Here is a 25,417-nt window from a genome sequence, read left to right as displayed (position 1 = left end):
TTTGAAGAACTTTTAAAGCAACTGAACAGTTTAGCATGGGGTCATTTCTTGATAAAATCATTCTCGATAATTCTATCAGAAGCTATTTAATAGTAGCAGGATCTTTATTACTGATATTTATTTTCAAACGCCTGTTATCGCGCTATCTCGCCGGTTTATTATTCAGGTTGGTAAAGCGCCTTGCCCGCGGGGTAGATAAAACTTCGTTTATAAAGCTGGTTGTATCGCCGCTTGAAATTTTTCTTTTATTACTGCTTAGCGTAATTGTATTGGATAAGCTCACTTTTCCACAGTTGCTTAATGTTATTATTTATAAAGTGAGCGTACGTGAGTTTATCGATGCCGTTTCGGTAATAGTGCTCATCCTTTTATTTATCTGGCTGCTGTTACGGATTATGGATTTTATTGCTATGATCCTGCATCACCGGGCCGATCAAATGGCTGACCCGGCCGATAACCAGCTGATTGTTTTCTTTAAAGACTTTTTCAAAGTAGTGATGGTAATGTTTGGCGGTATACTGATATTAAAATTTGCCTTTCATTACCCCGTTAGTAACCTGCTTACCGGTTTAAGCATTGCCACAGCGGCCATTGCGCTGGCTACACGCGAAAGTTTGGAGAACCTGATTGCTTCCTTTATTATATTTTTCGACAGGCCTTTTACAATGGGCGACCTGGTAAAAGTACATGATATTACAGGCACCGTAGAGCGTATCGGGTTACGCAGCACCCGCATTCGCACCGATGAAAAAACATATGTAACGGTGCCGAACAAACAAATGGTAGATAGTATTATGGATAACCTGTCGCTGCGAACACAACGCCGTGTGCTTATGCCGCTCGAATTGCATGCCGAAACGCCGCGCGATACTGTTAACCAGTTTATTCAAAGGGGAAGAAACATCTTTCTTCAGAAAAAAGATAAAGTTGAAAATTTCAACGTGTTCCTGTTAAGCATCAGCAAGAATGCCTTCATTGTTCAGGTTGAATTTTTTACAGCACCCATTCCGCAGGCAGATTTTAACGACCTGCGGCAGGATGTAAATCTTTCCATTATCGGATTAATGGAAGATATGAACATTAAGTTGGCTGCAAAAGAAGTTGAAGTAGTACGATAATTGATTGCTGATTTTGAGATTTTGGGATTTTGAGATTTCTTTTGGTGTAACATCTTAATAAATCTCAAAATCTCTAAATTCCGAAATCCCGAAATTGCTTCTATAGTCTTTTCAAAGTGAACTTACTTTGCTTGAACCCGGGTTCTTCGGATGGTATTTCAATGATCATCTGATTGGGTTGCAGCGCATGTAGCTTTAATGACATGGTCCTGTATGCTTTTGTTCCGCCGTCGAATGAAGTTAAAACAAGCTCGTTATTACTGGTGGCCAGTGCATAGGTGCCTTTGTATTGCGCGTTGTTATTGCCGTTTCCCGTCCAGGTGAAGGTTTTGTCTTTATTAAGACTAAGCCTGAATCGAATAGCATCGGCGGCAGTAAGTATGCGGGTAACTTCCTGACGAATATGTAAGCTATCGTCTTTTGGAATCGTTTGAACTTTATTCTTTTGTTTGAAATTATCCACCATGAATTTAACGCTGGCGGCTGTGTCCTGAAAATCAAGAAGGCGGTCCTGGGTTTCCCAGCGAACAACCAGCCAGTTACCCGTTAATAAATTTTCAGAAACATTTTGTGAGTAGGTTGTAAGGTGGCATATCAGCAGTATGCCAATGAACAAATACTTCCACATAAGTAGTTAATTGTTGTACGGAATTTACAAACATTTTTTGTTGGTAGACACCAAAAGTTTTGTGACCAAATAACTACGATTACATGATAAATTCTTCTTCTATAACGCGGCTTTTATTTCAAGTAAAAACCCCTTCAACGACTGAAGTGATTGTATCATTTCAAAATGCTCTTTGGCCCTGGAGTTTTTCTTTAGGAAATCTTTGGCTCCTTCGATCGTAAGTTTACGACGGCGAAGCAGATCGTAGATCAATTCAAGGTTTTTGATATCTATTGGACGGAAATGCCTGTCGCCCTTGCGGTTTTTCCTTGGCTGGATAATATCGAATTCGTTTTCCCAGAATCGCAATAATGACTGGTTTACTCCAAACATTTCAGCAACCTCTCCAATAGAATAATATTGACGCTGAAACAGGGTTTCATCATCAGGAATATTCACCAGGTCGGCTTCTGCATCAAGCGCTTTCAATGATTTACGTCCGCGGGTTGATTTTTTTACAGCAGGTGCCTGCAAGGTATCTTCCTCAACCGTGGCGGGAGCTTCATTTTTAGCGGTTTCCGGTTCCGGTTTCAGCGATTTTACCCGTACGCCAATTCCAGTTGGGAGCCCGCTTTCCTGTTCGGACGGCACTTCACTAAATTCAAACGTTATCTGGGAGTAATTGCGGTTGTCCATAATCAATTGATAACTTAACTTAAAATCTAAAAAAGCTATCAAATATCGTGCAGTAAAGATACGGCCGGTTATTTCTGTTATACTGCATAACTTATCAACTATTGTTAAAGAATGTGGAAAATTAGGTTCTTTATTCCTTAAAACACAGGCTGTTGGCGGGTTTCAGCTATTTAAAAAAGTTCATAAAAAGGGCAATGAAATAAGGTCAAAACCCTTTAATTTTTAGTAAATTTGCAGGATTATTTTTTTATTAAACTGCAAGAGCATCTCACACGAAATTATGGCTACAGAAACAAGGGAAATTCCTATTACTGCCAATAATGGTTACGGAGCAGACAGCATTCAGGTTTTGGAGGGTTTGGAAGCAGTGCGCAAGCGACCTGCCATGTACATTGGAGACATTGGGGAAAAAGGTCTGCACCATCTTGTTTATGAGGTGGTAGATAACTCTATCGACGAAGCCCTGGCCGGCTATTGTAAAAACATTGTTGTTACCATTCACGACGACAATTCGGTGTCGGTAGAAGATGATGGCCGTGGTATCCCCACGGGTATGCATTCCAAGGAAAAAAGAAGCGCGCTTGAAGTAGTAATGACCGTATTGCATGCCGGTGGTAAATTCGACAAAAACACCTACAAAGTTTCCGGCGGTTTGCACGGTGTGGGTGTTAGCTGCGTAAATGCACTTAGTTCAAAGCTGCATGTAACAGTGCAAAATGAAGGAAAGATATTTGAACAGGAATATAGAATTGGTATACCTCAATACCCGGTGCGTGAAATTGGCGCGAGCTCTTCGACCGGTACGCTGGTACACTTCTGGCCCGATACCAGCATTTTTACAGCATCAGTTTACAAAACAGAAATTCTTGAAGCCCGTTTACGCGAGTTGGCCTACCTGAACAGAGGCATTCGTATTACATTAACTGACTTGCGCGAAAAAGATGATGATGGCAACCCTTATGCTAAAGGTTTTTACAGCGAAGGCGGTATTGTTGAATTTGTTGAAATGCTGGATAAAAATGCAGGCCGTACTTCATTTTTGCCCAATATTATTTTTGTTGAAGGAAGGGACCCCGATACCAATGTAGCCGTTGAAGTGGCACTTACTTACAACGATAGTTATAACGAACATATTTACTCGTACGTTAATAACATCAATACCATCGAAGGCGGTACACACGTGGCCGGCTTTCGCAGGGCGTTAACCCGGGTATTTAAAAGTTATGGCGACCGTCAGAACCTGTTCGAAAGAGCGAAAGTTGAAATTGAAGGAGATGATTTCAGAGAAGGATTAAGCTCCGTTATATCTGTAAAAGTACCCGAGCCACAGTTTGAAGGTCAAACAAAAACCAAATTAGGCAACAGTGAAGTAAGCGGGGTAGTTGATTCAACTGTTTCGAAAGTGCTGGAAGCCTATCTTGAAGAAAATCCAAAAGAAGCTAAAAATATTATTTCGAAGGTAATTCTGGCTGCACAGGCCAGAGCTGCCGCACGAAAAGCAAGGGAACTGGTACAACGTAAATCGGTATTGAGCGGCGGTGGTTTGCCTGGTAAACTGGCCGACTGCAGTGACCGTGATCCCGAACGTTGCGAGTTGTTCCTGGTTGAGGGTGATTCGGCCGGCGGTACTGCCAAACAGGGCCGTGAGCGTAGTTTTCAGGCTATTTTGCCGCTGAGAGGTAAAATCCTGAACGTTGAAAAGGCCATGGAGCACAAGATTTATGAAAATGAAGAGATCCGCAATATGTATACGGCGCTCGGTGTTACCGTTGGTACACCCGAAGATCCGAAAGCGCTGAACCTGGTGAAACTGCGGTATCATAAACTGATCATCATGACCGATGCCGATGTTGACGGTAGTCACATTGCAACGCTGATACTTACTTTTATTTACCGCTATATGAAAGAAATGGTTGAGCAGGGATATGTATACATTGCCCAGCCGCCATTGTACCTGGTAAAAAAAGGTAAGGAATCGGCATATGCATGGAATGAAGAACAACGCAAGGCATTGATAGAAAAGCTGGGTGGCGGAAAAGAAGAAAGCGTAGGCATACAACGTTACAAAGGTTTGGGTGAAATGAACGCCGAACAGTTGTGGGAAACAACCATGAACCCCGATACGCGCACGCTGAAAAGAGTAACAATAGAAAGTGCTGCCGAAGCCGATATGGTTTTTAGTATGCTGATGGGTGATGAAGTAGCGCCCCGCCGTGAATTTATTGAAAGCCACGCAAAATATGCACGCCTTGACGTGTAATATAATTAGCTAATTAAATAATGTGCTGATGTGCTAATGAAAAGACATCGTTTTTTCATTAGCACATTTTTTTCTGTATTCATTAGCAAATTATCTAATCAGCACATTTGTATTTCCGTTAGTAGCCCGATTTGAAAATTATTTTTTGTGTATAATGCAACCTTTTTTAATAAGATGTTGTATATACATATTTGAAAATGAACACAGAAATGCGTGTTTACAAAAAAGCTGTATATTTAAACACTGTTTAACAGATCTGGCGAAGATTTTGTAAGAAAAGGATGCTGTTTTTTAATTTACTAACCTCGTAAATAAATTATTTTATGTCAGAAATAACACTCACCGCATACAACGTTAAAACAAAAGAAAAGAATGTGCCTATTCAGGATGCAGTAATTACAAAAACTTCAAAAGGAGCCTATATGGCACAGGGGCACGATGGCAAAGGAAATAAATTAACCACCCTGTTGGGCGAAGAAAAAGCATTGGCTGCTATTAAAGCGGGTGTTGCAAAACAAGGGTGGCAATAATTGTCGGAAAGTCAGTAAAGTCGGAAAGTCCGAAAGACATTTACCTTTATGTAATTTTCTTTCGGACTTTCGGTCTTTCCGACTTACGGACTTATTTAAACGAAGTTTAAATATTCGAACTGGCTGCCTAATATTTTTTTATCATCTGCATTCAGCCATTTATTTAATACGGTTGCATATACATTTTTGAAATCTATCTTGTATTTCAAATCGCCTTCCTGTAAATCGGCTAAATCGGGCAGCGCGTTTAATACACCTTTTTGCTGTAAGCCACCGCTTACAAAAAACATATTATTGGCAGTACCATGATCGGTACCGCCGCTGGCGTTTTGTGATACCCGGCGGCCAAATTCCGAAAAGGTCATCAGCATTACATCCTGAAAACGATTATTGGCTTTCAGATCTTTTACAAATGAACTGATGGCATCATTCATTTCGGTAAATAATCTTTTTTGCTGTCCTTCCTGGTTTACATGTGTATCAAAACTTCCAAGCGATAAGTAATACACTTTGGTGTTGATGTCGGAAAATATAAGGCTGGCAATGGTCTTTAGGCTGTTTCCGATATCCGATTTTGGATATTCTGCATTGGTGGGATGCATGCGGCTTTGCTTAAAGATGTAATCGGCGCTGCTTACGGTTTCGGCCATTGTTTTGTACAGATAATCAACCGGTTTTTCCGATGCTTCGGAACTATGATTTGCCGCAATTTCTTTAAAATATTTTTCGTTCGATATATTGAATAACCGGCGCGGATCTTTCATGGCCAGGCCTTTTATATGTTCGCCTTTCATGGCCAGGCTTAATACATCGTCTATCTCAAGCGCCTGTGTTGGTTTATCGCAACCTGCACATTGATTATCGAGATAACGGCCAACCCACCCGGTGTACACATATTCATTACTGTTACTGGCGCTGTGCCATATGTCCATACTGCGAAAATGCGACCTGTCCGGGTTAGGATAACCTACGCTGTTCAATATGCCCAGGCTACCATCGTTATATAAGTCTTTTAAGCCGGTTAAAGCCGGATGCAGGCCTACTTCATCGGTTAATTGTAAAGCCTGTTCTTTTGCAATACCTAACCGCGGACGTGATTTATAATATATATCGTTATGAATGGGTATTACAGTGTTAAGTCCGTCGTTGCCGCCACTTAATTGTAATACAACAAGCACTTTGTTACCGGGCGGTACCAGTAAAGGGCCTTCGAAGGCTTTTAAAAAGCGGGGCAGCATTAAAGAAGCCGTGGCAAGCGATCCGATTTGCAGAAATTCTTTACGTTTTATGAGCATAAAAAATGTTCTAAGTAATAAGTTTTAAGTTCTAAGTGTTGAGTCGTTCAACATTCAACATTTTACCGTTCAATATTCGATATTAACATAACTGATACTCCGGGGTACTCATCAACTGAATAGTAGCCGTTTTTATAAAGCTTTCACGGCCCGATGCATCGATGTACCTGTTTAATATCTGTTCGCTTACCGGTTCAGCACCCTGTATCAATATTTCTGATAAAGTGCTGAGCAATTTTTCGCGTGGTACTTTTTCGAATTTTTTCAGGTAGGTATCCCAGTCTACGTTGGCAGCAATGATCTGTCCGCCTTTTTTGCCCATTCCCTTCATGCCGGGCATATCTTTCATGCCCATCATCTGGTCGTCGTCGTCTTTGGGTTTCAGCGCTACTTCGTCGTTATCGGAAATTAACTGGGGTATACGTAAACGAAACATCAGGGAGGAGCTGTCTATCCAGTTTTTGCCACCGGGCCATCCGGCAACATTAGGTGGGTAAAATAAGATCTGGCCCAGCAGGCGTTGCAGTAGCAATTGCACCTGTTCATTTTCCAATTGCATAGGCAGGGTACGGCGTATGCCCACGATCAGCTCAACCGGCGATTTAATTCTGCAGCCGATATTTTTAGCATCGTAAAACCAGTCGCTGGTGAAAATATCTTTCATTAATTCCTTTATATCATAGCTGCTTTGGTAAAAGCGGTTGGCCAGCCAGGTAATATTATTTTCATCGGGTACATCATTTACAAAATAGCGGTAAATTTTTCGGGTAATGTAAGCGGCTGTTTGTTTATGGTCCAGTAAAATATTCAGTACGTCATCGCCATCGAAATTGCCTGTTTTGCCCAGCACGGTTTTTTGTCCATCATCGTGCTGAAATTTTCTGAAAGCAAATTCGCCGCTTATAGTGGCGCCCCATCCGGTAAAGGCGCGGGCGGCTTCTTTAATATCGTTTTCGGTATAATTGCCGCGGCCCATAGTAAACAGTTCCATCACTTCGCGGGCAAAGTTTTCGTTGGGATGATTTTTTTTGTTTTGATTATTGTTGAGGAAGTTGATCATGGAGGCGCTTTTGCTCACTTCGCGCAGCAGATCACCAAAATTACCCAGGGCGTTTTGACGAATAATATCCAGCAATTGTTGCTGATACAAAATATTAATGTTGCGGCTTGCAAAATGACCGTGCCAGAAAAGCGCCATCTTTTCGCGCAGCTGCTGATCGCTGTTAACCATTTGGTTCAGCCAGGTAATATTCAGGCTTTTTAAATCTTCGCGCGATTGCTGACGGATGCGTTTACGTTGGTTTTCATCGGGCATTCTCTGCTGTTGCCCTACTTCGCGTATACCCATAACCAGGCCTTTCAGCGCACTATCGGCAACATCGATCAATTCGGGACCTTTGGCAGAAGCTTTAAGCAGGGCATTGAAGTAAGATTTGTGAGTAGCGGTAGCCAGTTGTGGAAACTCTTCGGCCATTGGGCCAAAACCGGCACGCCATAGCAGGTGTTGATTTTTCAACTGGGGTGTTACTGGCATTATGGGCGTTTCGCCCTGTGACCGTTGTAGCTATTAAAAGTTTAATGGGTTTATAAAATAAGCTGTTCAGGATAAGAAGGGGTGTTAGGTTGCGGCTTTTTGCGGTATGTATTAAAATGAAAAAAGGCCCCATCCGGAGCCTCCTTTTCATTTTTAAGCGATAAGTTGTTATCCTTTACCATTGATTAAAATTCTGAAACCAAGATAAAATGTGGAACTGTTTTCGAGATTTAATCCTACACCGAATAATTCGGTTTTTGACTCGCCATTTAATATATGCGGATCTCTTTTTATTTTTTGATACTGTAGTGATACAAGGTGGTTAAAACCTGTTTCGAGATGTAATTTGTTATTAACGGCAAACGAAACCCCGGGAGTAAAACTTAGGTTTCCGGTCCAGCCTTTTTCGTCAATTATTGGAGAAGCATAATAAGGGTCATTCTTTGATGTAGCTTTGTAAATGTAGAATCCCGCATCACCTTGTGCGGTTACGTACAACCTGCTGATGATTGGCACATACTTTCTGATAAAAACTCCGCCGCCATAATATTTCTCTTTTTTCTCTCTAATTGTATAGTTTGCGGGATTTTCCTGGGTGTTTTTCTGATAATTAAGGTCAACACCGAAAACAAGGTTCTGTTTAATGGCTACTCCTATAGCCGGGCTTATATTTAATGTAGTAGTCTTAGAATCCTGTGTTGAGTTGTCGTAATCGTTTTTGATTTTATTATAACCAATGTTACCTCCTAACAATACAGCGCCTTTGTTAACCTGTGCATGTGTTTTTACAATCAAACATAAAGCGACAAGTACAGAAAGTAGAATTTTTGATTTCATATAAAATTAAGTTTTTGGTAATGCAAATATGAAAATGAAAAAGGAAGCATACTATAACGTATACTTCCTTTAGCAAACATTTATGTTAAGTAAAATGAAAGATTAAAAAAATATAATATCAGTAGTAACGGTGCAGCGCAAATGAAAATTTACAGAATAAAATTAATACCGATGCTTAAGCCGTCTGTGATAGAAAAGTCAAACTCCTTATCATCCTGGTCAGATGGTGGGGCAGGGGATTCCATTTTCGATTTGCGATTACTGTAGCCTATTCTTCCAAATGTAGTTTCCAATATTATCCTTTTGCCAGGTGTAAAATAAAATCCGGGTTCACAGTAAGCTGCAAGAATCGTGGTTTTTAAATTTCTCCAGTCCGACTGTACACTGGTGCCCCATGTGTAATCGAAATTTGCCTGACCGTAAATGCCGAACTTTTCAACCAACGGATGAAATTTGCGAATAAATGCGCCGGCAGTATATGATTTGGTTTCGAAGTCATTTCCCGACGCTCCGGTTGCTGTTTGCTTTTCATGTCCATAACCTCCTCTAACGCCGATGATCCAGTTGCTTCCAAGGCCTATACCAATCTGAGGACTTAACAAAACCTGTTTTAGCTTATAGTCTGCATCTACCATGGCGGCAGTATAATGGGTTTTGGTATTTGAAAATGAAAGATTGGCTCCCAGCATTACCTGACCTTTTTTTATTTGTGCCTGACCGTTCAATGAAATAAGTGCAATGGTTGTTGTAAATAGTACGGAAAATGTAAGTTTCATAAAGATGGTATTAGGTTAACAAAAAAAACGGAGACGACATAATGTCGCCTCCGGTTTTATATTGATGTAAAAGTATAAAATTTATTGAATCATGGTAGCGCCAAAATAGCTTTTTAACACTTCAGGTAACTGAATGCCATTTTCTTTTTGATGGTTTTCGAGCAAACAGGCTACAATACGAGGTAGTGCCAGCGAACTTCCGTTTAATGAATGCGCCAGCTGATTTTTTCCGTTACTGTCTTTAAATCTGATCTTCATACGATTTGTTTGATACGCTTCGAAGTTTGAAACAGAGCTTACTTCGAGCCATTTTTCCTGGGCTGCACTGTATACTTCAAAATCGTAGGTGAGGGCAGAGGTGAAGCCCATATCGCCACCGCATAATTTCAATATACGATAGGGCAATTCGAGCGATTGAAGCAGCTTTTCAATATGATTTACCATTTCTTCAAGCACTTCATAACTTTTATCAGGATGAACCAGCTGAACAATTTCAACTTTATCAAACTGGTGCAAACGGTTTAGTCCGCGTACATCTTTACCATAACTTCCTGCTTCACGGCGAAAGCACGGTGTATAAGCGGTCATTTTAACCGGCAGCTCACTTTCTTTCAGCAACTCATCGCGATAAATATTGGTTACCGGAACTTCAGCTGTAGGTATCAGGTAAAATTTATCTTCGGTAACTACATACATCTGTCCTTCTTTATCGGGCAACTGACCGGTACCAAAAGCCGAAGCTTCATTTACCATATGCGGCGGCATAAATTCCGTATAGCCGGCACTGGTGTTATAATCTAAAAAATATTGAATCAATGCCCGTTGCAGTTTGGCGCCTTTGCCCACATACACGGGGAACCCGCTTCCTGTAATTTTATTGCCGAGTTCAAAATCAATCAGGTTGTATTTTTTAGCCAGTTCCCAGTGAGGCGTGGCATTGGCCGGTAAAACCGGTTTGTTACCACCTTCGCGAATCGTTATATTGTCTTCGGGTGTTTTGCCGGCCGGTACTTTTTCCGATGGCAGGTTGGGTAATTTTACAATCAGCTCCTGCAACAGCTTCTCGGTTTCGGCCAGTTTAACGGCAATAGGATCAAGCGATGTTTTTAATGTGGCTACTTCCTGCTTGCGACTTTCCGCCACATCTTTCTGGCCCTTTGCCATTAGTTGCCCGATTTCTTTGGAGGTTGCATTTACTTTTGACTGGGTAGTATCAAATTCAAGCTGTAATTTTTTACGGGTTTCGTCAAGAGACACGATTTCGTCAACCAAAGCCATGTCGCCAAAATTCCTAATAGCCAGTCTTTCTTTTACCAGCGCTGTGTTTTGTTTAATAAATGCAATCTGTAACATTTGAAATCAGGTTTGGGCAAAGGTATGTGAATTTGAAAATTTGGTACGACTAAGGTGTTACTTTATTCCCCGTACACCTACTAATTAATTAAATAATACTTTATATGATTGATCAAACCATGGTAACCACCAGCTTCGAGCTACAGGGGTACCGCATCAGCCGTCACCTGGGTATAGTACGCGGTATCACCGTTCGTTCGCGCAGTATATTTGGAAATATTGCCGGCGGACTGCAATCGCTGGTAGGCGGTCGCTTATCTGTTTATGTTGAATTATGCGAAAAAACCCGTGAAGAGGCATTTCGCGAAATGTTACAGCATGCTGCCGACCGGGGAGCCAATGCTATCATCAATATGCGATACGATGCCAATGAAATAACCGATGGCATAACAGAAGTATTGGCCTATGGAACTGCGGTTGTAGTAGAACCAATAAGCTAATGAGCTAATGTGATAATATGCTAATGAAAATACACAATAGGTTTTGCATTAGCACATTGGTTAATTAGCAAATTAACTCATTGGGTTTTGTACACATCAGGATTCACTATTTGCATCCATCTTTCAGGAAAAGTAAGATCGGTAAAGCCAAACTGCCGGTATAAGCCATGTGCATGATGGGTAGCCAGCATAAAACGGCGAAAACCCTGCAGGTTGGGGTGCTGTATTATTACTTCCATCAACCATTTGCTGAGTCCCTGGCCGCGAAATGATTCATCAATAAAAACATCGGCCAGATAGCCGAAGGTTGCATTGTCGGTAATCACCCGGGCAAAACCTATCATTTGTGAATGGTGAAAAACACCGAAACATAAAGATCCCTCAACAGATTTTTGTACCGTGTGCAAAGGAATTCCTGCCGCCCAGTACGATTGGGTGGAAAGATATTGATGAATATATTCAACAGATAATTTTGTTTTATCGGTAGTAATGCTGAATGCTTCTTTTTGCCAAATCATAATTGCAAATTAGCCAATTTATATCATGTGCTCATGAGCCGGCAACACAACGGCGGTTTTTCCTGCATTGTCATATTGGCTAATTCAATGTCGTTTAGTTAATGATTTTTTATTTCTCGCAAAGGCGCTGAGGCGCAAAGTTGATTGCTTCGCGATCTATAAGAACGCTAAGAAAAGGCTTTGCGGCTTCGCGCCTTTTGCGCGCGTCATTCTTAACTAAATGACAATGATTGGTTAATTATTACCTTTGCACCATGCAGGCAAACGACGATTTACAAACCCGCTGGTGGAAGCTTGAAGAAAAGCTGATGGAACGGTTTGGGCGGAAACCGGATATGGAAACGATTTTATTCTTAATCGGAATACAGGAATTTGGCGATATTAAACAAAAGTTTACCAAAGAACAAAAGCAGGACCTGATGCATATTGCTACCTGTTCGTTACTGTCGCAAAGCGGTTATTATGAACTCGACAGGATAGATGAAGAAGGCTGGCCTCATTTTAAACAACTAAAAGCCCTGCCGGTTTTGAACCTGCATGAGCAGGAAAATTTTTTAAAAGATCATATTCTGATGTATTTTGAGCAACAGGAATTCTAAGTAAATGTGCTGATTTGATAATGTGATAATGTGCTAATTTGAAAACCAACCTGATTATCATTAGCATATTAGCACATTAACTAATTGGCTAATTAAAAAAGCCTATGTATAAACTGTCACTGTTCATCGTATCCGTTCTTGTGCTAACTGCGTGTAGCCCTAAACTGTCAAACGGACTTCGCAAAAGCGATCTTACAAAAGATGTGGAACTGGTAACTTCCAAAGGTACCATGGTCATCAGGTTGTCTGATTCAACGCCACTGCATCGCGATAATTTTTTAAAACTGGTAAAGCAACATTATTACGACGGTATTTTATTTCATCGCGTAATAAAGGAATTTATGGTTCAGGCCGGCGATCCTAAAAGTAAAGATGCCAAACCCGGCGAACCGTTAGGCGAAGGTGGCCCCGGATATACCGTGCCTGCTGAATTTCGACCCGGTTTGTTTCACAAAAAAGGCGTTATTGCGGCAGCACGTACCAGCGACCAGGTGAACCCGGCGAGGGCCAGCAGCGGGAGCCAGTTTTATATTGTGCAGGGGAAAGTTTTTACCGATGACGAACTGAACCAGATAGAACAACAACGAATGGGCGGCAATAAATTACCCGAAGCGCACCGGCAGGTATATAAAACAATTGGCGGAACACCTCATCTCGATATGACCTATACGGTTTTTGGCGAAGTAATAAAAGGCCAGTCGGTAATTGATAGTATTGCCGGCGTGCCTGTAAACGAACGCAACAGACCGGTGTCGGATGTACGCATTGTTAAAGCAACGTTGGTTAAGCGATAGTTGATAAGTTAACTGGTAGTTGACAGGTTAACAAGTTAATACGTTGACAAGTTAACTGGTTCACAGGTTTACAAGCTGACGATGAGTTGAAAAGTTGATAAGTTACCAGGTTTAAAAGTAAAGCCTGTATATAGGTGCGTGGCTTTGTACTGTAATTGAGGTGTCTGCGTCCTGTAAACTGATCAACTTATAAACTGGTCAACTGATCAACTTGTCAACTATTCGGGAAATTCCTTAATCTTGCAGCACAAAATTTCAAACCATGAATTTTCCTGATAATCTGCACTACACTAAAGATCACGAATGGATTCGCCTCGAAGGCAATACGGCTACAATTGGTATTACCGATTTTGCACAGCGCGAACTGGGTGATATTGTGTATGTTGAAATTGAAACTGTTGGCAAAACTTTAATGGCTGAAGCTGTATTTGGTACGGTAGAAGCTGTTAAAACCGTATCTGATTTGTACCTGCCTGTTGCCGGAACTATCAACGAGATCAACCCCGCATTGGCCGCTTCGCCCGAGCTGGTAAATACCGATCCTTACGGAGAAGGCTGGATGGTTAAGATGACCGTTAATAACCCGGCCGATGTAAAAGAGCTTATGGATGCCACTGCCTATAATAAACTGGTAGGAGCCTAAAAAATAATAAATCCACACAGGCTGTTATTACGTAAATTGAAAGTGGTTTTGAGCCACTTTTTTTATTAATGGCCACTCGTTGGGTAAACACTTTGGGAATAACACTCACATATACCGAACAGGAGCTGGTATTGCTGTTGAAAAACAGAGACAATAAAGCTTTTGCTTATCTGTATGATAATTATTCAGCAGCATTATACAGTATTATACTGCAAATAGTGACCGATGATGAGTTGGCAAGCGACATTTTGCAGGAGGTTTTTGTGAACATCTGGCGAAAAATTGAGCAATATGATACGGCCAAAGGCCGACTGTTTACCTGGATGATGAATATTGCCCGAAATGCTTCTATAGATACCCTTCGGTCGCGGGGTTATCAGAACAGCCGTAAAAACCAGTCGATTCAGGATAACGTAGATACAATACCAGGCACCGGTACAACCACCCAGCCGGGGATTGATACGATAGGATTGCGTAAGGTGCTTGAAAAATTGAAAGACGATCAACGGGTATTAATAGAATTGGCTTATTTTAAAGGGTATACGCATGAAGAAATTGCCGAGATGGAAAAAATACCCCTTGGCACGGTTAAAACACGAATAAGAAATGCCTTAATTCAGTTACGAGGTTATTTAAAGTGAATATACAGGAATACATATCAAGTGGCATAGTTGAAAGCTATGTATTGGGGCTGGCCGAAGAAGCGGAACAGGTGCAGTTTGAACAAATGTGCACCCTTCATGCCGAAGTACGCGCCGCCCGCGAAGCTTTTGAAATTCAGCTTGAACAAAATGCCATGGCTGCAACCGTTGCCCCACCCGCTAACCTGCGCGCAACCATCCTGGGCGCCATTTCACAGGAGCAGGAACAGTCACAGAACGGCAAAACAGCCAACGATCGGCAACCTAAAGGGCTTGTTTTCTCACTTCCCATGCGAATTGCAACCGCAGCCTGCATTGTATTGCTGGCAGGCAGTGCCGTGTTAAATATTTATTACTTTAATAAATACAGGGAATTCAGCAGCCGTTACGACAAATTGCTGGCGCAGCAAACCGAACTGGCTAAAAACAATACCAGTTTGCAAACCAAACTTACTACGTACGAAAAAACCATTGCCGGATTAACCGACCCCAATATGGCGGTTATTAAAATGGATGCGAACAACGTTCCGGCCCACGGAAGCCCCGATCCGGCCAGTGTAGCAACTGTTGTTTGGGATACCCGGTCGAAAGATGTTTACCTGATGGCCAATTACCTGCCGCAGCCCGAAGCCGGCAAACAATACCAGTTGTGGGCCATTGTAGATAATCAGCCGGTAGATGCCGGTGTGCTCGATGCCACCGCTGAAGGACATATAATGGTTAGAATGAAAAATATTCCCCGCGCCCAGTATTTTGCCATTACCCTCGAACAGCAGGGCGGCAGTACCAAACCACAGGGCAAAATGTATGTCATGGGTAAAGTATGACAACCATTCATAAGGCTTTTTAACCGTTCAACAAAAGCGTGAAAAGTTAACCAGTTTACAAGTTGAAAAGGCACCCAACATATCAACCTCTTTGTCAACGTGTCAACTGATCAACTTTTCAACTAATTTGATATATCTTCCCTTTTATATGATGCGATTCGTAAAAAGACTTTGTACCTGGAAGATAATTCCCATTGCCTGGACGGCCATCACTATCATATTGTTGTGCCTGCCGGGATCGGCCATTCCCAATGAAGGTGTTTTTGCTACCAAAGGCATCGACAAAGTGGTGCATTTTATTCTTTTTGGCGGTATCGTATTGCTCTGGGGCTTTAACCTGTATTTTCGTCGGTCCTCAACAACAAAATGGCGGAATATTATTGTAATGCTGACATTTATAAGTGTGGGGTTAGGAATTGGGCTTGAATTTCTACAACTTTATTATATCCCCAACCGCAGCTTCGACTTATATGATATTGTTGCCGACTCGGCCGGTGCTATTGCAGCCGCCTTTTATCATATGCTGGTGAAAATTAAATAGCGGGAAGAATATTGTAAATCATGCAGTTATATAAAATAAAATAGCCCCTGTGGAAACAGGGGCCGTAACCAAAACTAACTGCTTATGAGAAAATTGACTGCTTTGTGTGAGTCGTTAAAAAAGAACTTTATTATATAACGCAAATCCAATGCCATTAGTATAGAGGAGTCCGTTAAAGGAACATTAAAACCCGAAGTGCTAAGCGGCAAAGAACTAATGCGTATTAATTTCTAATGCAAAGGAACTACCTATTTGCTGAATTTCATGAATATTAAAAGAGTTTTTGTAAAACGTTAACATTCGCGTGATTTTAGGTTTGAAAATCAGTGTCTGTATCACGTAAAAATCCCACCATTACAGCAAACGAACGTTAATTTAAGGTACTTGTACTTATGGGTATAAGTATGTTTTCGGTAAATGCTACCGTTATAACGGAGAATAGCACGTTAAATAATTAATTCGGATTTAATGTTTGAAATTGGTTATTGTAAAAATGACAATTACCAAAGCAGTCGATAGTTTTATTTATGAACGATTATTAGTTTGTGCAAAGCATGCTAAATACTTTTTCAGGGTAAATAGGTATTTTATAAAATGAAAAGCCGCACCACGGTTCCAACCCGTGGCACGGCTTAATTTAATAAGTATGTTGAAGTAATTAATTCTGCTTAGCGAGTTTTTCAGCATTCTCAGCAAACTGCAATGCATCGATAAACTCCTGCACATTACCGTTCAATACATCATCTAAATTAAAAACAGTGAGGCCAATACGATGATCGGTAATACGGCCCTGCGGAAAATTATATGTTCTGATTTTTGCACTACGGTCACCGGTACTTACCAAACTTTTTCTGTGACGTGCAATTTCATCTTCCTGCTTACGTACCTGTTCTTCATATAATTTGGTACGCAACATTTGCATGGCTTTTTCGCGGTTGCCCAACTGGGTACGTTCAGTTTGACACATAACCACCATACCTGTTGGAAGGTGGGTAAGAATAACTTTCGTTTCTACCTTGTTTACGTTTTGTCCGCCGGCGCCGCCGCTTCGCGCGGTTTCCATTTTCACTTCGCTGTCTTTTACTTCCACATCCACTTCTTCGGCTTCAGGCATAACTGCTACGGTTGCAGCAGAGGTATGTACACGGCCCGATCCTTCAGTATCGGGTACACGTTGTACACGATGAACACCGCTTTCGAATTTGAGGGTGCCGTAAACATCTTCACCGGTTACTTCAACCTGTACCTCCTTATAGCCACCCACGGTACCTTCCGTTTCACTTAATACAGCTGTTTTCCAGCCCTTCTTTTCACAATAGCGCAGGTACATGCGTAACAGGTCGCCTGCAAACAGGCTGGCCTCGTCGCCACCGGTACCGGCACGTATTTCGAGAATGGCATTCTTTTCGTCCTGCGGATCTTTCGGAATTAATAACTGACGAATATGAGCTTCGAGCTTTTCTTTCGATTCTTCCAAAGGTGGTAATTCTTCCTTGGCCAGTTCGCGCAGTTCGGCATCTTCGCCATTCAGCGCTTCCCTGTAAACCTCCAGGTCGCCCAATACTTTTTTATATTCTTCATAGGCTTTGACAATCTTTTCAAGGCTACGGTATTCCTTACTCATAGCGCTGAATTTCCTGTTATTACTTACAATTTCAGGATTTGTTAATGACACCCCAATATCTTCAAACTTTGCTTTTATAGCTTCCAGCTTATCTAACATAGTTTTGACTAATTTAGCTTCGGGTCCGAAAGTCCGTAAGTCAGAAAGTCCGAAAGAAAGTTCAAAATTGAGTAAGTTCTTTCGGACTTCCGGGCTTCCCGTCTTTCCGACTTAATTTTAGAACCTGCAAAGTTAATCGTTTCAACGCTTACATGAGTTACAGAAAGTTCAGAGCAGATCATTTATTTACAGGCCATGATTGGTTAAATAATGATTTTGTTTTAGTTACAGGCCCGCAGGGAGAAATAGTTGATATTTTACCGGTGAGCGAGGCCGGAGAAGATATAGCATTTTTTCCCGGCATATTAAGCCCTGGTTTCATAAACTGCCATTGTCACCTCGAATTGAGCCACATGAAGGGAATCATACCCGAAAAATCGGGCATGGTTGATTTTTTAATACGGGTGATACAGCAGCGGAATTTCGATGCGGCCGTTATAAAAGAGGCTATTGCCAATGCCGAAAGCAGCATGCTCCAAAACGGGATCGTGGCTGTGGGGGATATTTGTAATACGGCAGATACCATCGACGTAAAAAAAGGCGGCCGCCTGCAGTACCATAATTTTATTGAAGCGATCGGTTTTTCTGAAGCTACCGCTCCCCAGCGTTTTGAGGCTGCCCTGGCTGTATACGATCAGTTTGCCCGCCTGTACCGGATGCCGGCCGAATCAAACTCCATTGTGCCGCATGCACCTTATTCGGTTTCACCGCGGTTGTTTCAGCTGATCACTCGTTTTGCCGGCAATCACCTGCTTACGATCCATAACCAGGAAAGTGAAGCCGAAAATGAGTTTGTTGAAAAGGGAACGGGCGATTTCGAAAGGTTGTTCAAGGCATTAAACATCGATATTTCGGGTTATAAGCCACATGCGCAAAGAAGCATACAGAGTTATCTTTCGCATTTTCTGCCCACCCAATCGGTTATACTGGTTCACAATGCACATACCAGCCAGGAGGATCTTGAGTATATTGCCCATTGCTCCCGCCAGGGGGCGGGACCTACTGCCTTGTTTTTCTGCCTTTGCCCCAATGCCAATGAATACATAGGCAATCCTTTGCCCGATATTGACCTGCTTCGCAAATACCATGCAGCCATTACCATTGGCACCGATAGCCTGGCTTCGAACCACCAGCTAAGTATACTGGCCGAGTTGAATACCATTCACCGGCATTACCCGCAAATTTCATTTAGCGAATTATTAAGCTGGGCAACCATCAACGGCGCCCGGGCCCTTGAGCTCGATAATTTGCTGGGAAGCTTTGAACCCGGCAAGCAACCGGGGGTTCTGGTGATCGATGAAGAAATGACTTCGGTAAAGAGATTAATATAGTAATATAGGCCTGTTAAGGTAGTAACGAACATAGTAATACCCATAACCAGTTTGTTTATGCCCGTTGATAACCGGTTAAAGGCCTCATACTTCTACTTCATTCTTCTTCGCTGCTGCAAAGTGTTCCCGTATAAGCGCATGATACAATTTATTGCGGGTTACGTTTAGGCGCACCTGTGCTTCTTTTCTGAGTGCATCATCCGATAAAATATACCGCGCCTCGTAATTGGCTTGTTCCATAATTTCCCGGTTGCGTAATTGTTTGCGGGTTGGTTTACGTTTTTTAATAGTGGGGTATTTGCATACCACCGTTTTATCGCCATATTGTTTAATTACAAGCTGCCTGCCTATTTGCCCCGACAGCTTTTTTAATAATATATTTTCACTGATAGCCATAATAATCGTTTTTCAATGATGAAATGATATACTAAAGGTACTGTGAGGAACCTCTTTGATACCTCCTCTTTTTGGATGATTTTAGGTTTATTTCAGGTTCATTATTAGGTTTTTAACCTGAGATAATCCTGAAAATAACCTAAGAAGACCCTATGATGATCCTAAGATACGAGGACCCATAGAGGTGGAATACAGGTTGATTATACTATGATTGAAATATTGATTTCACCTTTTTGAGTGGTTAGGCTCGTGCCTCGTTGCCTTTATGCCTTATTGCCTCGTTGCCTGCTATCACCCCAGCACTTCCTGCAACACCGGCAAGGTTTTCATTATGCCAAAATCCTGTATGTGCAGGGCATAAAAAGTTTGGTAGGCTTGTAGTAATACGCGGCGGGTATCCTGGTTCAGCTTTATTTGGGTTAATTCAGCAGGCTGCATCACTTTTAGCAGTTGTGAAGTAATATAACTGTACGGATAACCTAAAAAATAAGGATGAACCGGGTGCTCGGCAACAAATTCTCCTTCCTGTAAATCAAGATAAGTGGTTTGATCAGAATACCGGTCGCTGAAACGGAACCCGTAAAAGGTGGCCAGATGCAGTGCAAAAAATAATGGATAGTTCCCCACTATCTGCTGATCTGCCTTATCAAGATGCATAAAAGCATCTTCGGCAAAATAAAACAGTTCGGCATTCGATTCGGGTTGCTTCAGTGTTTTGGTGAGCAGCTCAACCATAAACAGGGCTACTGAATTTTTTACCACATCAAAAAAAATGTGTTCATATAAATAGCTCCACTTAAACTCGCGTAACCGTTGCAGGTGATGCAATTCGTTATGATAGGCGATGAGGTCGAGTATGGCAGCGGGTTGAAACAAATTGGCCTTGCCTGATCCTTTTTTTGAAGAAGTTCTTACTCCATTTACCAGGTACGATTGTATGCCGAAGAGTTCAGTAAAAATAGTGACGATAACACTGGTTTCGCCATATTTAACTGTTCGTAGTACAATTCCTTTGGTTTTATGAAGCATCATTTTTGTACAAATACTATTTTGGTTGTTAATTTTTGCTGATGGTTATCATCACTAACCAGCACCAGATAAATACCCGAAGATATTGTACGGCCTTTGTAATCTTTTCCATTCCATATGGCCTGCCCGCCCAAAGCCCTTGTTTCATATACAAGCCTTCCATCCATTTCGGTAATTTTTACAATGGCATTATTGGCAATGCCCCGTATGGCAATGGTGCCGTTATAACCCGGCGGTACAGGATTGGGAAACACCAATACATTATTATTGGTTTCTGTTGTTTCGGTGGCGGTACTGCGAAATGAGCAAATACCTTTGGCAGTTGCAAAAAATACTTCGCCGGTTTTATTATCAATGGCAATTTGTTTTACATCATTGCTCAATAACGGACTATTGCTTTCGGTAAACTGATATATGGTTTTGGCAGCATCAGAACTGATGAGCCAAACTCCGTTTTGTGTACCTACCCATTTGCGATCGGCGCCGTCAACAGCAATGGCCTGCACCTGTTCATCGCTAAACAAATATCCTGCAAAGTTATCCTGCTGAACAACCGGTAAAACAGCCTCGCATCCTGCGGTGGTAAATACATCCTGCGCACATTGAATAACGCCGATCCCTTTCGCAGTACCCACCCAAATAAAATTGTTTTTATCTTTTGCAACACACAGTACATTATTATCGGGCAGGTTGCCATTTCCTTTTCCGCTGCGGTATAATTTCCATTGGTCGTCACCCGGATTGTCGATGGCAGTGCCGTGATTAAAACAAACCAGTCCGTTGCTTTTGGGTAATACGATCCATTTTTGATTGTTGTCGTCTATAATTATTTGCGAAACGGCCTGTTCGGCTATAGCATAGGGTATTATAAAAGATCGCCAGCTGCCATCGGCTTTTTTTACAAGCACCGGTTCGGTAGCGCCATAGTTGGCGATCCATAAATTGTTGTCGGCATCAAATGTTAGTCCGCTCACCCGGTAACTGGTTGTTGCAAAATAAGCCGGTTGTATAGCGGAGTTTTGTTTATAAATGGTAAACGTGTTGTTGTTTTTGATGTTTACCAGTCCGCCGCCAAATGAACCTGCCCATATGCTTTCATTTACAGGATCAATGGCTACTGAAATTAAATCGGGCAACGAATCGAATGCCGGGTTGATAGTACCATTAAAATAACTCCAGGCATTGTTGCTGAATGTAAAAACACCGTTTTTGTTGTTAACGCCTTCCCAGTTTGCATTTACCGCACCGGCTGTAACACAAAGCGTATTGTTCAATACCTGCATACCGCCGGTTGCTGCGGCAGGCGGGGCATCGGGCAATATGCGTGTAAAAGCTGTGCCGCTGTAGGTTGATAAACCGGCTACCGAATCGGCAATCCAGTATTCATTGTCAAAAACGATTGCCTGTTTGGGTGTTGTGGTCAGTTTTATATCCTGAATAGTTGTTTCTGCTATGCCTGCCGGCGTAAGTACAACAACGCGCCCTGAATTATTACGCACTTCACTTACCAGTATTTTGTTGTTCGAAACCGTACAGTTGTTGATGCTCCATCCGCCGGTATAAAAAAAAGTCCAGGCATTGCCCGTTTGCAACAGCAATGAATCATTTTTTACAACCAGTATATTGTTCTGTATCGAAATTACCGATTGCACAGCGCCTGTGGACAATCCGTTGGCGCCTGAAAGCAGTTGCCAGTTACGAAAGTCGGCCAGGTTGGCGCCGCTTGCGGGCGCTTTTTTCAAGCCTTCGGCGGTGGCTGCATAATAGTACGATCCGTCGCGGGCAATGGCATCTACTTTTATGCCGGCGCCGTTTGAGCCGATTATGTAGGTGTCTTTTACTTCTTTTTTTTCGAGATTAATAACCACAATGCCAAAACCGGTAGCCAGCCAGGCCAGTTGCTGATCGATAAAAACCGAATACACAGATTTATCGCCGCTGACCGGTGAGTTTTTTAAAGCGCTAATATTGGTCACATTAGTTTCATTCAACACATCTATGTTGCTGTTTTTGTAAGCAATAATTACGCGATTGCCTGTTGTTTCGGCGCCGAATGCACTGATGCCGGTTTCGGTAAGGCCATTTATTTTGCTGTAGCGTTCAATAGTATTGTCTAAGGGATCAACCGAAAAAATGCTATAGGGAGTGGCTGCCCATATTTTGGAGGAAGTATAGGAAACACCGGTTACCTGTTGCCAGGGTAAGTGATCTCTCCATTGACCAATAGGTTGTAATTGTGCACGGATAATGAACGGAGTGGTCAAAGCCATGCAAAAAAAGGCCAGAAACCGTTGCTGCATAGTATTCAAAGATACTTATGTAATGCATTGAATTGAAATTTTGTCAGGTTGCGGCAAACAATATTAAAAAAGTAAAACGCGTTTAATAACTTTCACGCTAACGAATTGCTAAATCCAAAGAAATTATGGGGATTATGGCGAAGGAACCGGTTGTATAAGGCCTGTTAAGGTTTTACCGGAACCGGGAAATAAACTTCCTTAATCCTGTTAAATTGAGTTTCTTTGCTGCCTGTTAATCATATTCTTTGCTGTAAAATTCTATATTCTACATGTGGGAAAAAATCGCCCGGTTTGTTTTACGACTCCGTTGGATATTATTGGTATTGTTACTCGCAGCTACTGCATTGTTGGGTTATCATGCCTCCCGTGTACAATTAAGTTATGAGTTCGTTAGGGCCATTCCTACCGATAATCCTAAATACCAGGAATATCAGGCTTTTCGCAGCAAGTTTGGTGAAGATGGAAACTTAATGGTGATTGGCGTTCAAACCAACAAGCTGTTTCAGGCGCCTGTATTTAATGATTATGCAGCCCTGGCCAAACAAATAAAAGAGGTGCCTGCGGTAGAAGATGTGTTGAGTGTGCCCGCTGCTTCGAATCTGGTAAAAGATACAACAGGCGAAAAATTAAATGCAGTACCGGTTTTTGCCAACAGACCTTTGTCGCAGCCCGAGCTCGATACCATGGCGGCTGTATTTTTTAATCTGCCTTTTTATCAGGGATTGTTGTACGATCCATCTTCGGGTTCGTACCTGATGGGTATCAGAATAAATAAAGATGTACTTAATTCAAAAGGAAGAAATAAAGTTGTAGGTGATATTGTAAAAACAGCCGATGCATTTGGTACCAAATATGGTATTGAAATGCATTACAGCGGACTGCCGTTGATACGCACCAACCTTGCCACCAAAGTGGCAGCCGAAATGCAATGGTTTTTATTGGGATCTATTATTTTATCGGCAGTTATTTTGCTGGTTTTCTTTCGCAGCTTCAGTGCTACGGCCATATCGCTGGCTGTTGTAATTATCGGGGTAATATGGAGCCTGGGCACCATAGAATGGCTTGGATATAAAATTACCCTGCTGAATGCGATTATTCCCCCATTAATAGTTGTAATTGGTATTCCCAACTGTATATATTTTCTGAATAAATACCATACCACCTACAATGATATAAATGGTGAGGTATTTGCCGAAGAAAGTCGTAAGCGGATTGCATTAACAGCTATGATCAGCCGTATGGGCGTGGTTACATTGTTTTGCAATATAGCTGCTGCCATTGGCTTTGCTGTGTTTGCGCTTACAAAGAGTGCAGTGCTGAAAGAGTTTGGTGTAGTGGCAGGTATCAACATCATGGCCCTGTTCTTCATTTCGGTAATGTTTATACCGCCCGTATTAAGCTTTTTGCCCGATCCCAAAAAGCGGCATATGCGCTATCTCGAAAACAAATGGCTGCTGGCTATTTTAGATAATCTCGAACGCTGGTCGCTTCATCATCAAAAGTTGATTTATGCAGTGACTGCTATTGTGCTGGCCGTAGCCGTAGCCGGTATGTTCCGTTTAAAATCGGTTGGGTTTATTGTAGATGATCTTCCTAAAACAGATAAGATTTATACCGATCTTAAATTTTTTGAAAAGCATTTTAAAGGGGTAATGCCGCTTGAGATTGTAGTAGATACAAAGCAGAAGCAGGGGTTGCGACGTGCGCCCGTTCAAACATTTGCAAAGATCGATTCGTTATCGCAATTCATCGCTGCCCAACCCGAAATGGCCCGGCCGCTTTCGATCGTTGAAGGATTGAAGTTTGCGCGCCAGGCATATTATAACGGCGATAGCAGCAATTACAAAGCGCCTACCGATGTAGATCTGATATTTTTATCGCAATACCTGAGCAACAAGGGTGGGGCAGACAGCGCAGGTAAGCAAAATAATTTTAGCCGGGTTGTTAGCTCGTTTATGGACAGTAACCGGCGCGAAGCGCGCATAAGCGTTAATATGGCCGATGTGGGCAGCAAGCATTTACCCGAATTAATTAATACTATTCAAAACCGCAGCAACCAGTTATTTGATACGGCCCGCTACCATGTTACATTTACAGGCACCAGTATTACGTTTCTTGAGGGTAGTGCGTTTATCATAAACGGATTAAAGGAAAGTATTTTATGGGCTTTTTTGCTCATCGCCCTTTGTATGTTGTATTTGTTCAGGTCGTTTAAGATTTTAATTTGTTCGCTCATTCCCAATATCATTCCGCTTATCATTACAGCCGGGGTTATGGGCTGGGTTGGCGTAGCCATAAAACCTTCGACCGTGCTGGTTTTTTCGGTAGCTCTGGGTATTGCAATAGATATAACCATCCGGTTCCTGGTAAATTATAAACAGGAGCTAACCCTCAATAGCAAAAAAACATCGAATGAAATTGTGATAGACACCATTCATAAAACGGGTATCAGTATAATATATACTTCATTGGTGCTGATAGCCGGATTTGTTATTTTCTGTTTTAGCGGATTCGGGGGAACCCAGGCGCTGGGATGGCTAACTTCGCTTACACTTGTACTTGCCACTTTAACCAATCTGATATTTTTACCTGCATTATTGCTTACGTTGATTAAGAAATAATGAAATTT

At 41.9% G+C, this 25,417-nt stretch carries 24 protein-coding genes; 12 read left to right on the top strand and 12 right to left on the bottom strand.

The features are described from left to right. The first annotated feature begins 35 nt into the window (after window positions 1-35). Window positions 36-1,118, top strand: coding sequence for a mechanosensitive ion channel family protein (locus AC59IL_RS22530; RefSeq protein WP_496554456.1), 1,083 nt, complete (start codon window positions 36-38; stop codon window positions 1,116-1,118). A gap of 100 nt (window positions 1,119-1,218) precedes the next feature. Here AC59IL_RS22530 and AC59IL_RS22525 read toward each other — a convergent pair whose 3' ends face one another. Beyond that, complete coding sequence (locus AC59IL_RS22525) at window positions 1,219-1,746, bottom strand: hypothetical protein (RefSeq protein WP_496554455.1); 528 nt, start codon at window positions 1,744-1,746, stop codon at window positions 1,219-1,221. A 99-nt stretch (window positions 1,747-1,845) separates the two neighbouring features. After that, window positions 1,846-2,421 carry a MerR family transcriptional regulator gene (locus AC59IL_RS22520; RefSeq protein WP_496554454.1) on the bottom strand — a complete coding sequence of 192 codons (576 nt, stop codon included), beginning with the start codon at window positions 2,419-2,421 and terminating at the stop codon, window positions 1,846-1,848. Between the two features lie 280 nt (window positions 2,422-2,701). Between AC59IL_RS22520 and gyrB the strand changes: the two genes are divergently transcribed. Further along, window positions 2,702-4,681 (top strand): DNA topoisomerase (ATP-hydrolyzing) subunit B, encoded by a 1,980-nt coding sequence (gyrB, locus tag AC59IL_RS22515; RefSeq protein ID WP_496554453.1) that lies wholly within the window; start codon window positions 2,702-2,704, stop codon window positions 4,679-4,681. 323 nt (window positions 4,682-5,004) lie between these two features. Continuing rightward, window positions 5,005-5,211, top strand: a complete 207-nt coding sequence (locus AC59IL_RS22510) for a hypothetical protein (RefSeq protein WP_496554452.1) — start codon at window positions 5,005-5,007, stop codon at window positions 5,209-5,211. 95 nt (window positions 5,212-5,306) lie between these two features. Here AC59IL_RS22510 and AC59IL_RS22505 read toward each other — a convergent pair whose 3' ends face one another. The 5 genes from AC59IL_RS22505 to serS all read right to left on the bottom strand — a co-directional run bounded on the left by AC59IL_RS22505 (window position 5,307) and on the right by serS (window position 11,006). Continuing rightward, window positions 5,307-6,506, bottom strand: coding sequence for a DUF1501 domain-containing protein (locus AC59IL_RS22505; RefSeq protein WP_496554451.1), 1,200 nt, complete (start codon window positions 6,504-6,506; stop codon window positions 5,307-5,309). An 82-nt stretch (window positions 6,507-6,588) separates the two neighbouring features. Then, window positions 6,589-8,040 (bottom strand): DUF1800 domain-containing protein, encoded by a 1,452-nt coding sequence (locus AC59IL_RS22500; protein ID WP_496554450.1) that lies wholly within the window; start codon window positions 8,038-8,040, stop codon window positions 6,589-6,591. 168 nt (window positions 8,041-8,208) lie between these two features. Continuing rightward, window positions 8,209-8,877, bottom strand: a complete 669-nt coding sequence (locus AC59IL_RS22495; RefSeq protein WP_496554449.1) for an outer membrane beta-barrel protein — start codon at window positions 8,875-8,877, stop codon at window positions 8,209-8,211. A 149-nt stretch (window positions 8,878-9,026) separates the two neighbouring features. Next, window positions 9,027-9,653: a hypothetical protein gene (locus AC59IL_RS22490; protein WP_496554448.1), complete on the bottom strand. Its 627-nt coding sequence runs from the start codon at window positions 9,651-9,653 to the stop codon at window positions 9,027-9,029. Between the two features lie 81 nt (window positions 9,654-9,734). Next, window positions 9,735-11,006 (bottom strand): serine--tRNA ligase, encoded by a 1,272-nt coding sequence (gene serS / locus AC59IL_RS22485; RefSeq protein WP_496554447.1) that lies wholly within the window; start codon window positions 11,004-11,006, stop codon window positions 9,735-9,737. A gap of 104 nt (window positions 11,007-11,110) precedes the next feature. Between serS and AC59IL_RS22480 the strand changes: the two genes are divergently transcribed. Next, window positions 11,111-11,446 (top strand): YbjQ family protein, encoded by a 336-nt coding sequence (locus AC59IL_RS22480; RefSeq protein WP_496554446.1) that lies wholly within the window; start codon window positions 11,111-11,113, stop codon window positions 11,444-11,446. Window positions 11,447-11,523: 77 nt separating this feature from the next. On the opposite strand, the gene AC59IL_RS22475 is transcribed toward AC59IL_RS22480, so the two are convergent. After that, window positions 11,524-11,964, bottom strand: a complete 441-nt coding sequence (locus AC59IL_RS22475; RefSeq protein WP_496554445.1) for a GNAT family N-acetyltransferase — start codon at window positions 11,962-11,964, stop codon at window positions 11,524-11,526. Between the two features lie 230 nt (window positions 11,965-12,194). Between AC59IL_RS22475 and AC59IL_RS22470 the strand changes: the two genes are divergently transcribed. The 6 genes from AC59IL_RS22470 to AC59IL_RS22445 all read left to right on the top strand — a co-directional run bounded on the left by AC59IL_RS22470 (window position 12,195) and on the right by AC59IL_RS22445 (window position 16,009). Then, window positions 12,195-12,563: a hypothetical protein gene (locus tag AC59IL_RS22470; protein ID WP_496554444.1), complete on the top strand. Its 369-nt coding sequence runs from the start codon at window positions 12,195-12,197 to the stop codon at window positions 12,561-12,563. A gap of 104 nt (window positions 12,564-12,667) precedes the next feature. After that, entirely contained in the window at window positions 12,668-13,357 is a 690-nt protein-coding gene (locus tag AC59IL_RS22465; protein WP_496554443.1) for a peptidylprolyl isomerase, read from the top strand. 262 nt (window positions 13,358-13,619) lie between these two features. Beyond that, window positions 13,620-14,000 (top strand): glycine cleavage system protein GcvH, encoded by a 381-nt coding sequence (gene gcvH / locus AC59IL_RS22460; protein WP_496554442.1) that lies wholly within the window; start codon window positions 13,620-13,622, stop codon window positions 13,998-14,000. A 68-nt stretch (window positions 14,001-14,068) separates the two neighbouring features. Further along, complete coding sequence (locus tag AC59IL_RS22455; RefSeq protein WP_496554441.1) at window positions 14,069-14,641, top strand: RNA polymerase sigma factor; 573 nt, start codon at window positions 14,069-14,071, stop codon at window positions 14,639-14,641. After that, complete coding sequence (locus AC59IL_RS22450; protein ID WP_496554440.1) at window positions 14,638-15,468, top strand: anti-sigma factor; 831 nt, start codon at window positions 14,638-14,640, stop codon at window positions 15,466-15,468. Before AC59IL_RS22455 ends, AC59IL_RS22450 begins: the two co-directional genes overlap by 4 nt. 91 nt (window positions 15,469-15,559) lie before the next feature. Then, a complete protein-coding gene (locus AC59IL_RS22445; protein WP_496554439.1) occupies window positions 15,560-16,009 on the top strand; it encodes a VanZ family protein in 450 nt (149 codons plus the stop codon). Window positions 16,010-16,667: 658 nt separating this feature from the next. Here AC59IL_RS22445 and prfA read toward each other — a convergent pair. After that, on the bottom strand, window positions 16,668-17,732 hold the full coding sequence (gene prfA, locus AC59IL_RS22440) for a peptide chain release factor 1 (RefSeq protein WP_496554438.1): 1,065 nt from the start codon (window positions 17,730-17,732) through the stop codon (window positions 16,668-16,670). A 152-nt stretch (window positions 17,733-17,884) separates the two neighbouring features. Here prfA and AC59IL_RS22435 point away from each other — a divergent pair, with 152 nt between their 5' ends. Continuing rightward, window positions 17,885-19,063, top strand: a complete 1,179-nt coding sequence (locus AC59IL_RS22435; protein ID WP_496554437.1) for an amidohydrolase family protein — start codon at window positions 17,885-17,887, stop codon at window positions 19,061-19,063. Window positions 19,064-19,147: 84 nt separating this feature from the next. Here the strand turns inward: AC59IL_RS22435 and AC59IL_RS22430 are convergent, their stop codons facing one another. The 3 genes from AC59IL_RS22430 to porZ form a co-directional block, all read right to left on the bottom strand. Continuing rightward, window positions 19,148-19,459 (bottom strand): hypothetical protein, encoded by a 312-nt coding sequence (locus AC59IL_RS22430; RefSeq protein WP_496554436.1) that lies wholly within the window; start codon window positions 19,457-19,459, stop codon window positions 19,148-19,150. A gap of 291 nt (window positions 19,460-19,750) precedes the next feature. Next, window positions 19,751-20,491 carry a DNA repair protein RecO gene (gene recO, locus AC59IL_RS22425; RefSeq protein ID WP_496554435.1) on the bottom strand — a complete coding sequence of 247 codons (741 nt, stop codon included), beginning with the start codon at window positions 20,489-20,491 and terminating at the stop codon, window positions 19,751-19,753. After that, window positions 20,488-22,788 carry a type IX secretion system anionic LPS delivery protein PorZ gene (gene porZ, locus AC59IL_RS22420; RefSeq protein WP_496554434.1) on the bottom strand — a complete coding sequence of 767 codons (2,301 nt, stop codon included), beginning with the start codon at window positions 22,786-22,788 and terminating at the stop codon, window positions 20,488-20,490. The genes recO and porZ overlap by 4 nt, the downstream gene beginning before the upstream one ends. A gap of 269 nt (window positions 22,789-23,057) precedes the next feature. Here porZ and AC59IL_RS22415 point away from each other — a divergent pair, with 269 nt between their 5' ends. After that, entirely contained in the window at window positions 23,058-25,409 is a 2,352-nt protein-coding gene (locus AC59IL_RS22415; protein WP_496554433.1) for an efflux RND transporter permease subunit, read from the top strand. The last annotated feature ends 8 nt before the right edge of the window (window positions 25,410-25,417 follow it).

The sequence above is a fragment of the Niastella sp. sgz303648 genome (assembly GCF_059587045.1).
Note: the sequence above shows the minus strand (reverse complement) of the source record. Positions and strands in the feature narration are given on the sequence as shown.

Coding starts and splice junctions, on each gene's coding strand:
- AC59IL_RS22495 (WP_496554449.1), bottom strand. CDS start 8,877: ATGAAATCAAAAATTCTACTTTCTGTACTTGTCGCTTTATGTTTGATT.
- AC59IL_RS22415 (WP_496554433.1), top strand. CDS start 23,058: ATGTGGGAAAAAATCGCCCGGTTTGTTTTACGACTCCGTTGGATATTA.
- gyrB (WP_496554453.1), top strand. CDS start 2,702: ATGGCTACAGAAACAAGGGAAATTCCTATTACTGCCAATAATGGTTAC.
- AC59IL_RS22430 (WP_496554436.1), bottom strand. CDS start 19,459: ATGGCTATCAGTGAAAATATATTATTAAAAAAGCTGTCGGGGCAAATA.
- AC59IL_RS22490 (WP_496554448.1), bottom strand. CDS start 9,653: ATGAAACTTACATTTTCCGTACTATTTACAACAACCATTGCACTTATT.
- serS (WP_496554447.1), bottom strand. CDS start 11,006: ATGTTACAGATTGCATTTATTAAACAAAACACAGCGCTGGTAAAAGAA.
- recO (WP_496554435.1), bottom strand. CDS start 20,491: ATGATGCTTCATAAAACCAAAGGAATTGTACTACGAACAGTTAAATAT.
- AC59IL_RS22520 (WP_496554454.1), bottom strand. CDS start 2,421: ATGGACAACCGCAATTACTCCCAGATAACGTTTGAATTTAGTGAAGTG.
- AC59IL_RS22525 (WP_496554455.1), bottom strand. CDS start 1,746: ATGTGGAAGTATTTGTTCATTGGCATACTGCTGATATGCCACCTTACA.
- AC59IL_RS22465 (WP_496554443.1), top strand. CDS start 12,668: ATGTATAAACTGTCACTGTTCATCGTATCCGTTCTTGTGCTAACTGCG.
- AC59IL_RS22475 (WP_496554445.1), bottom strand. CDS start 11,964: ATGATTTGGCAAAAAGAAGCATTCAGCATTACTACCGATAAAACAAAA.
- AC59IL_RS22505 (WP_496554451.1), bottom strand. CDS start 6,506: ATGCTCATAAAACGTAAAGAATTTCTGCAAATCGGATCGCTTGCCACG.
- porZ (WP_496554434.1), bottom strand. CDS start 22,788: ATGCAGCAACGGTTTCTGGCCTTTTTTTGCATGGCTTTGACCACTCCG.
- AC59IL_RS22530 (WP_496554456.1), top strand. CDS start 36: ATGGGGTCATTTCTTGATAAAATCATTCTCGATAATTCTATCAGAAGC.
- AC59IL_RS22510 (WP_496554452.1), top strand. CDS start 5,005: ATGTCAGAAATAACACTCACCGCATACAACGTTAAAACAAAAGAAAAG.
- AC59IL_RS22455 (WP_496554441.1), top strand. CDS start 14,069: ATGGCCACTCGTTGGGTAAACACTTTGGGAATAACACTCACATATACC.
- gcvH (WP_496554442.1), top strand. CDS start 13,620: ATGAATTTTCCTGATAATCTGCACTACACTAAAGATCACGAATGGATT.
- prfA (WP_496554438.1), bottom strand. CDS start 17,732: ATGTTAGATAAGCTGGAAGCTATAAAAGCAAAGTTTGAAGATATTGGG.
- AC59IL_RS22500 (WP_496554450.1), bottom strand. CDS start 8,040: ATGCCAGTAACACCCCAGTTGAAAAATCAACACCTGCTATGGCGTGCC.
- AC59IL_RS22480 (WP_496554446.1), top strand. CDS start 11,111: ATGATTGATCAAACCATGGTAACCACCAGCTTCGAGCTACAGGGGTAC.
- AC59IL_RS22435 (WP_496554437.1), top strand. CDS start 17,885: ATGAGTTACAGAAAGTTCAGAGCAGATCATTTATTTACAGGCCATGAT.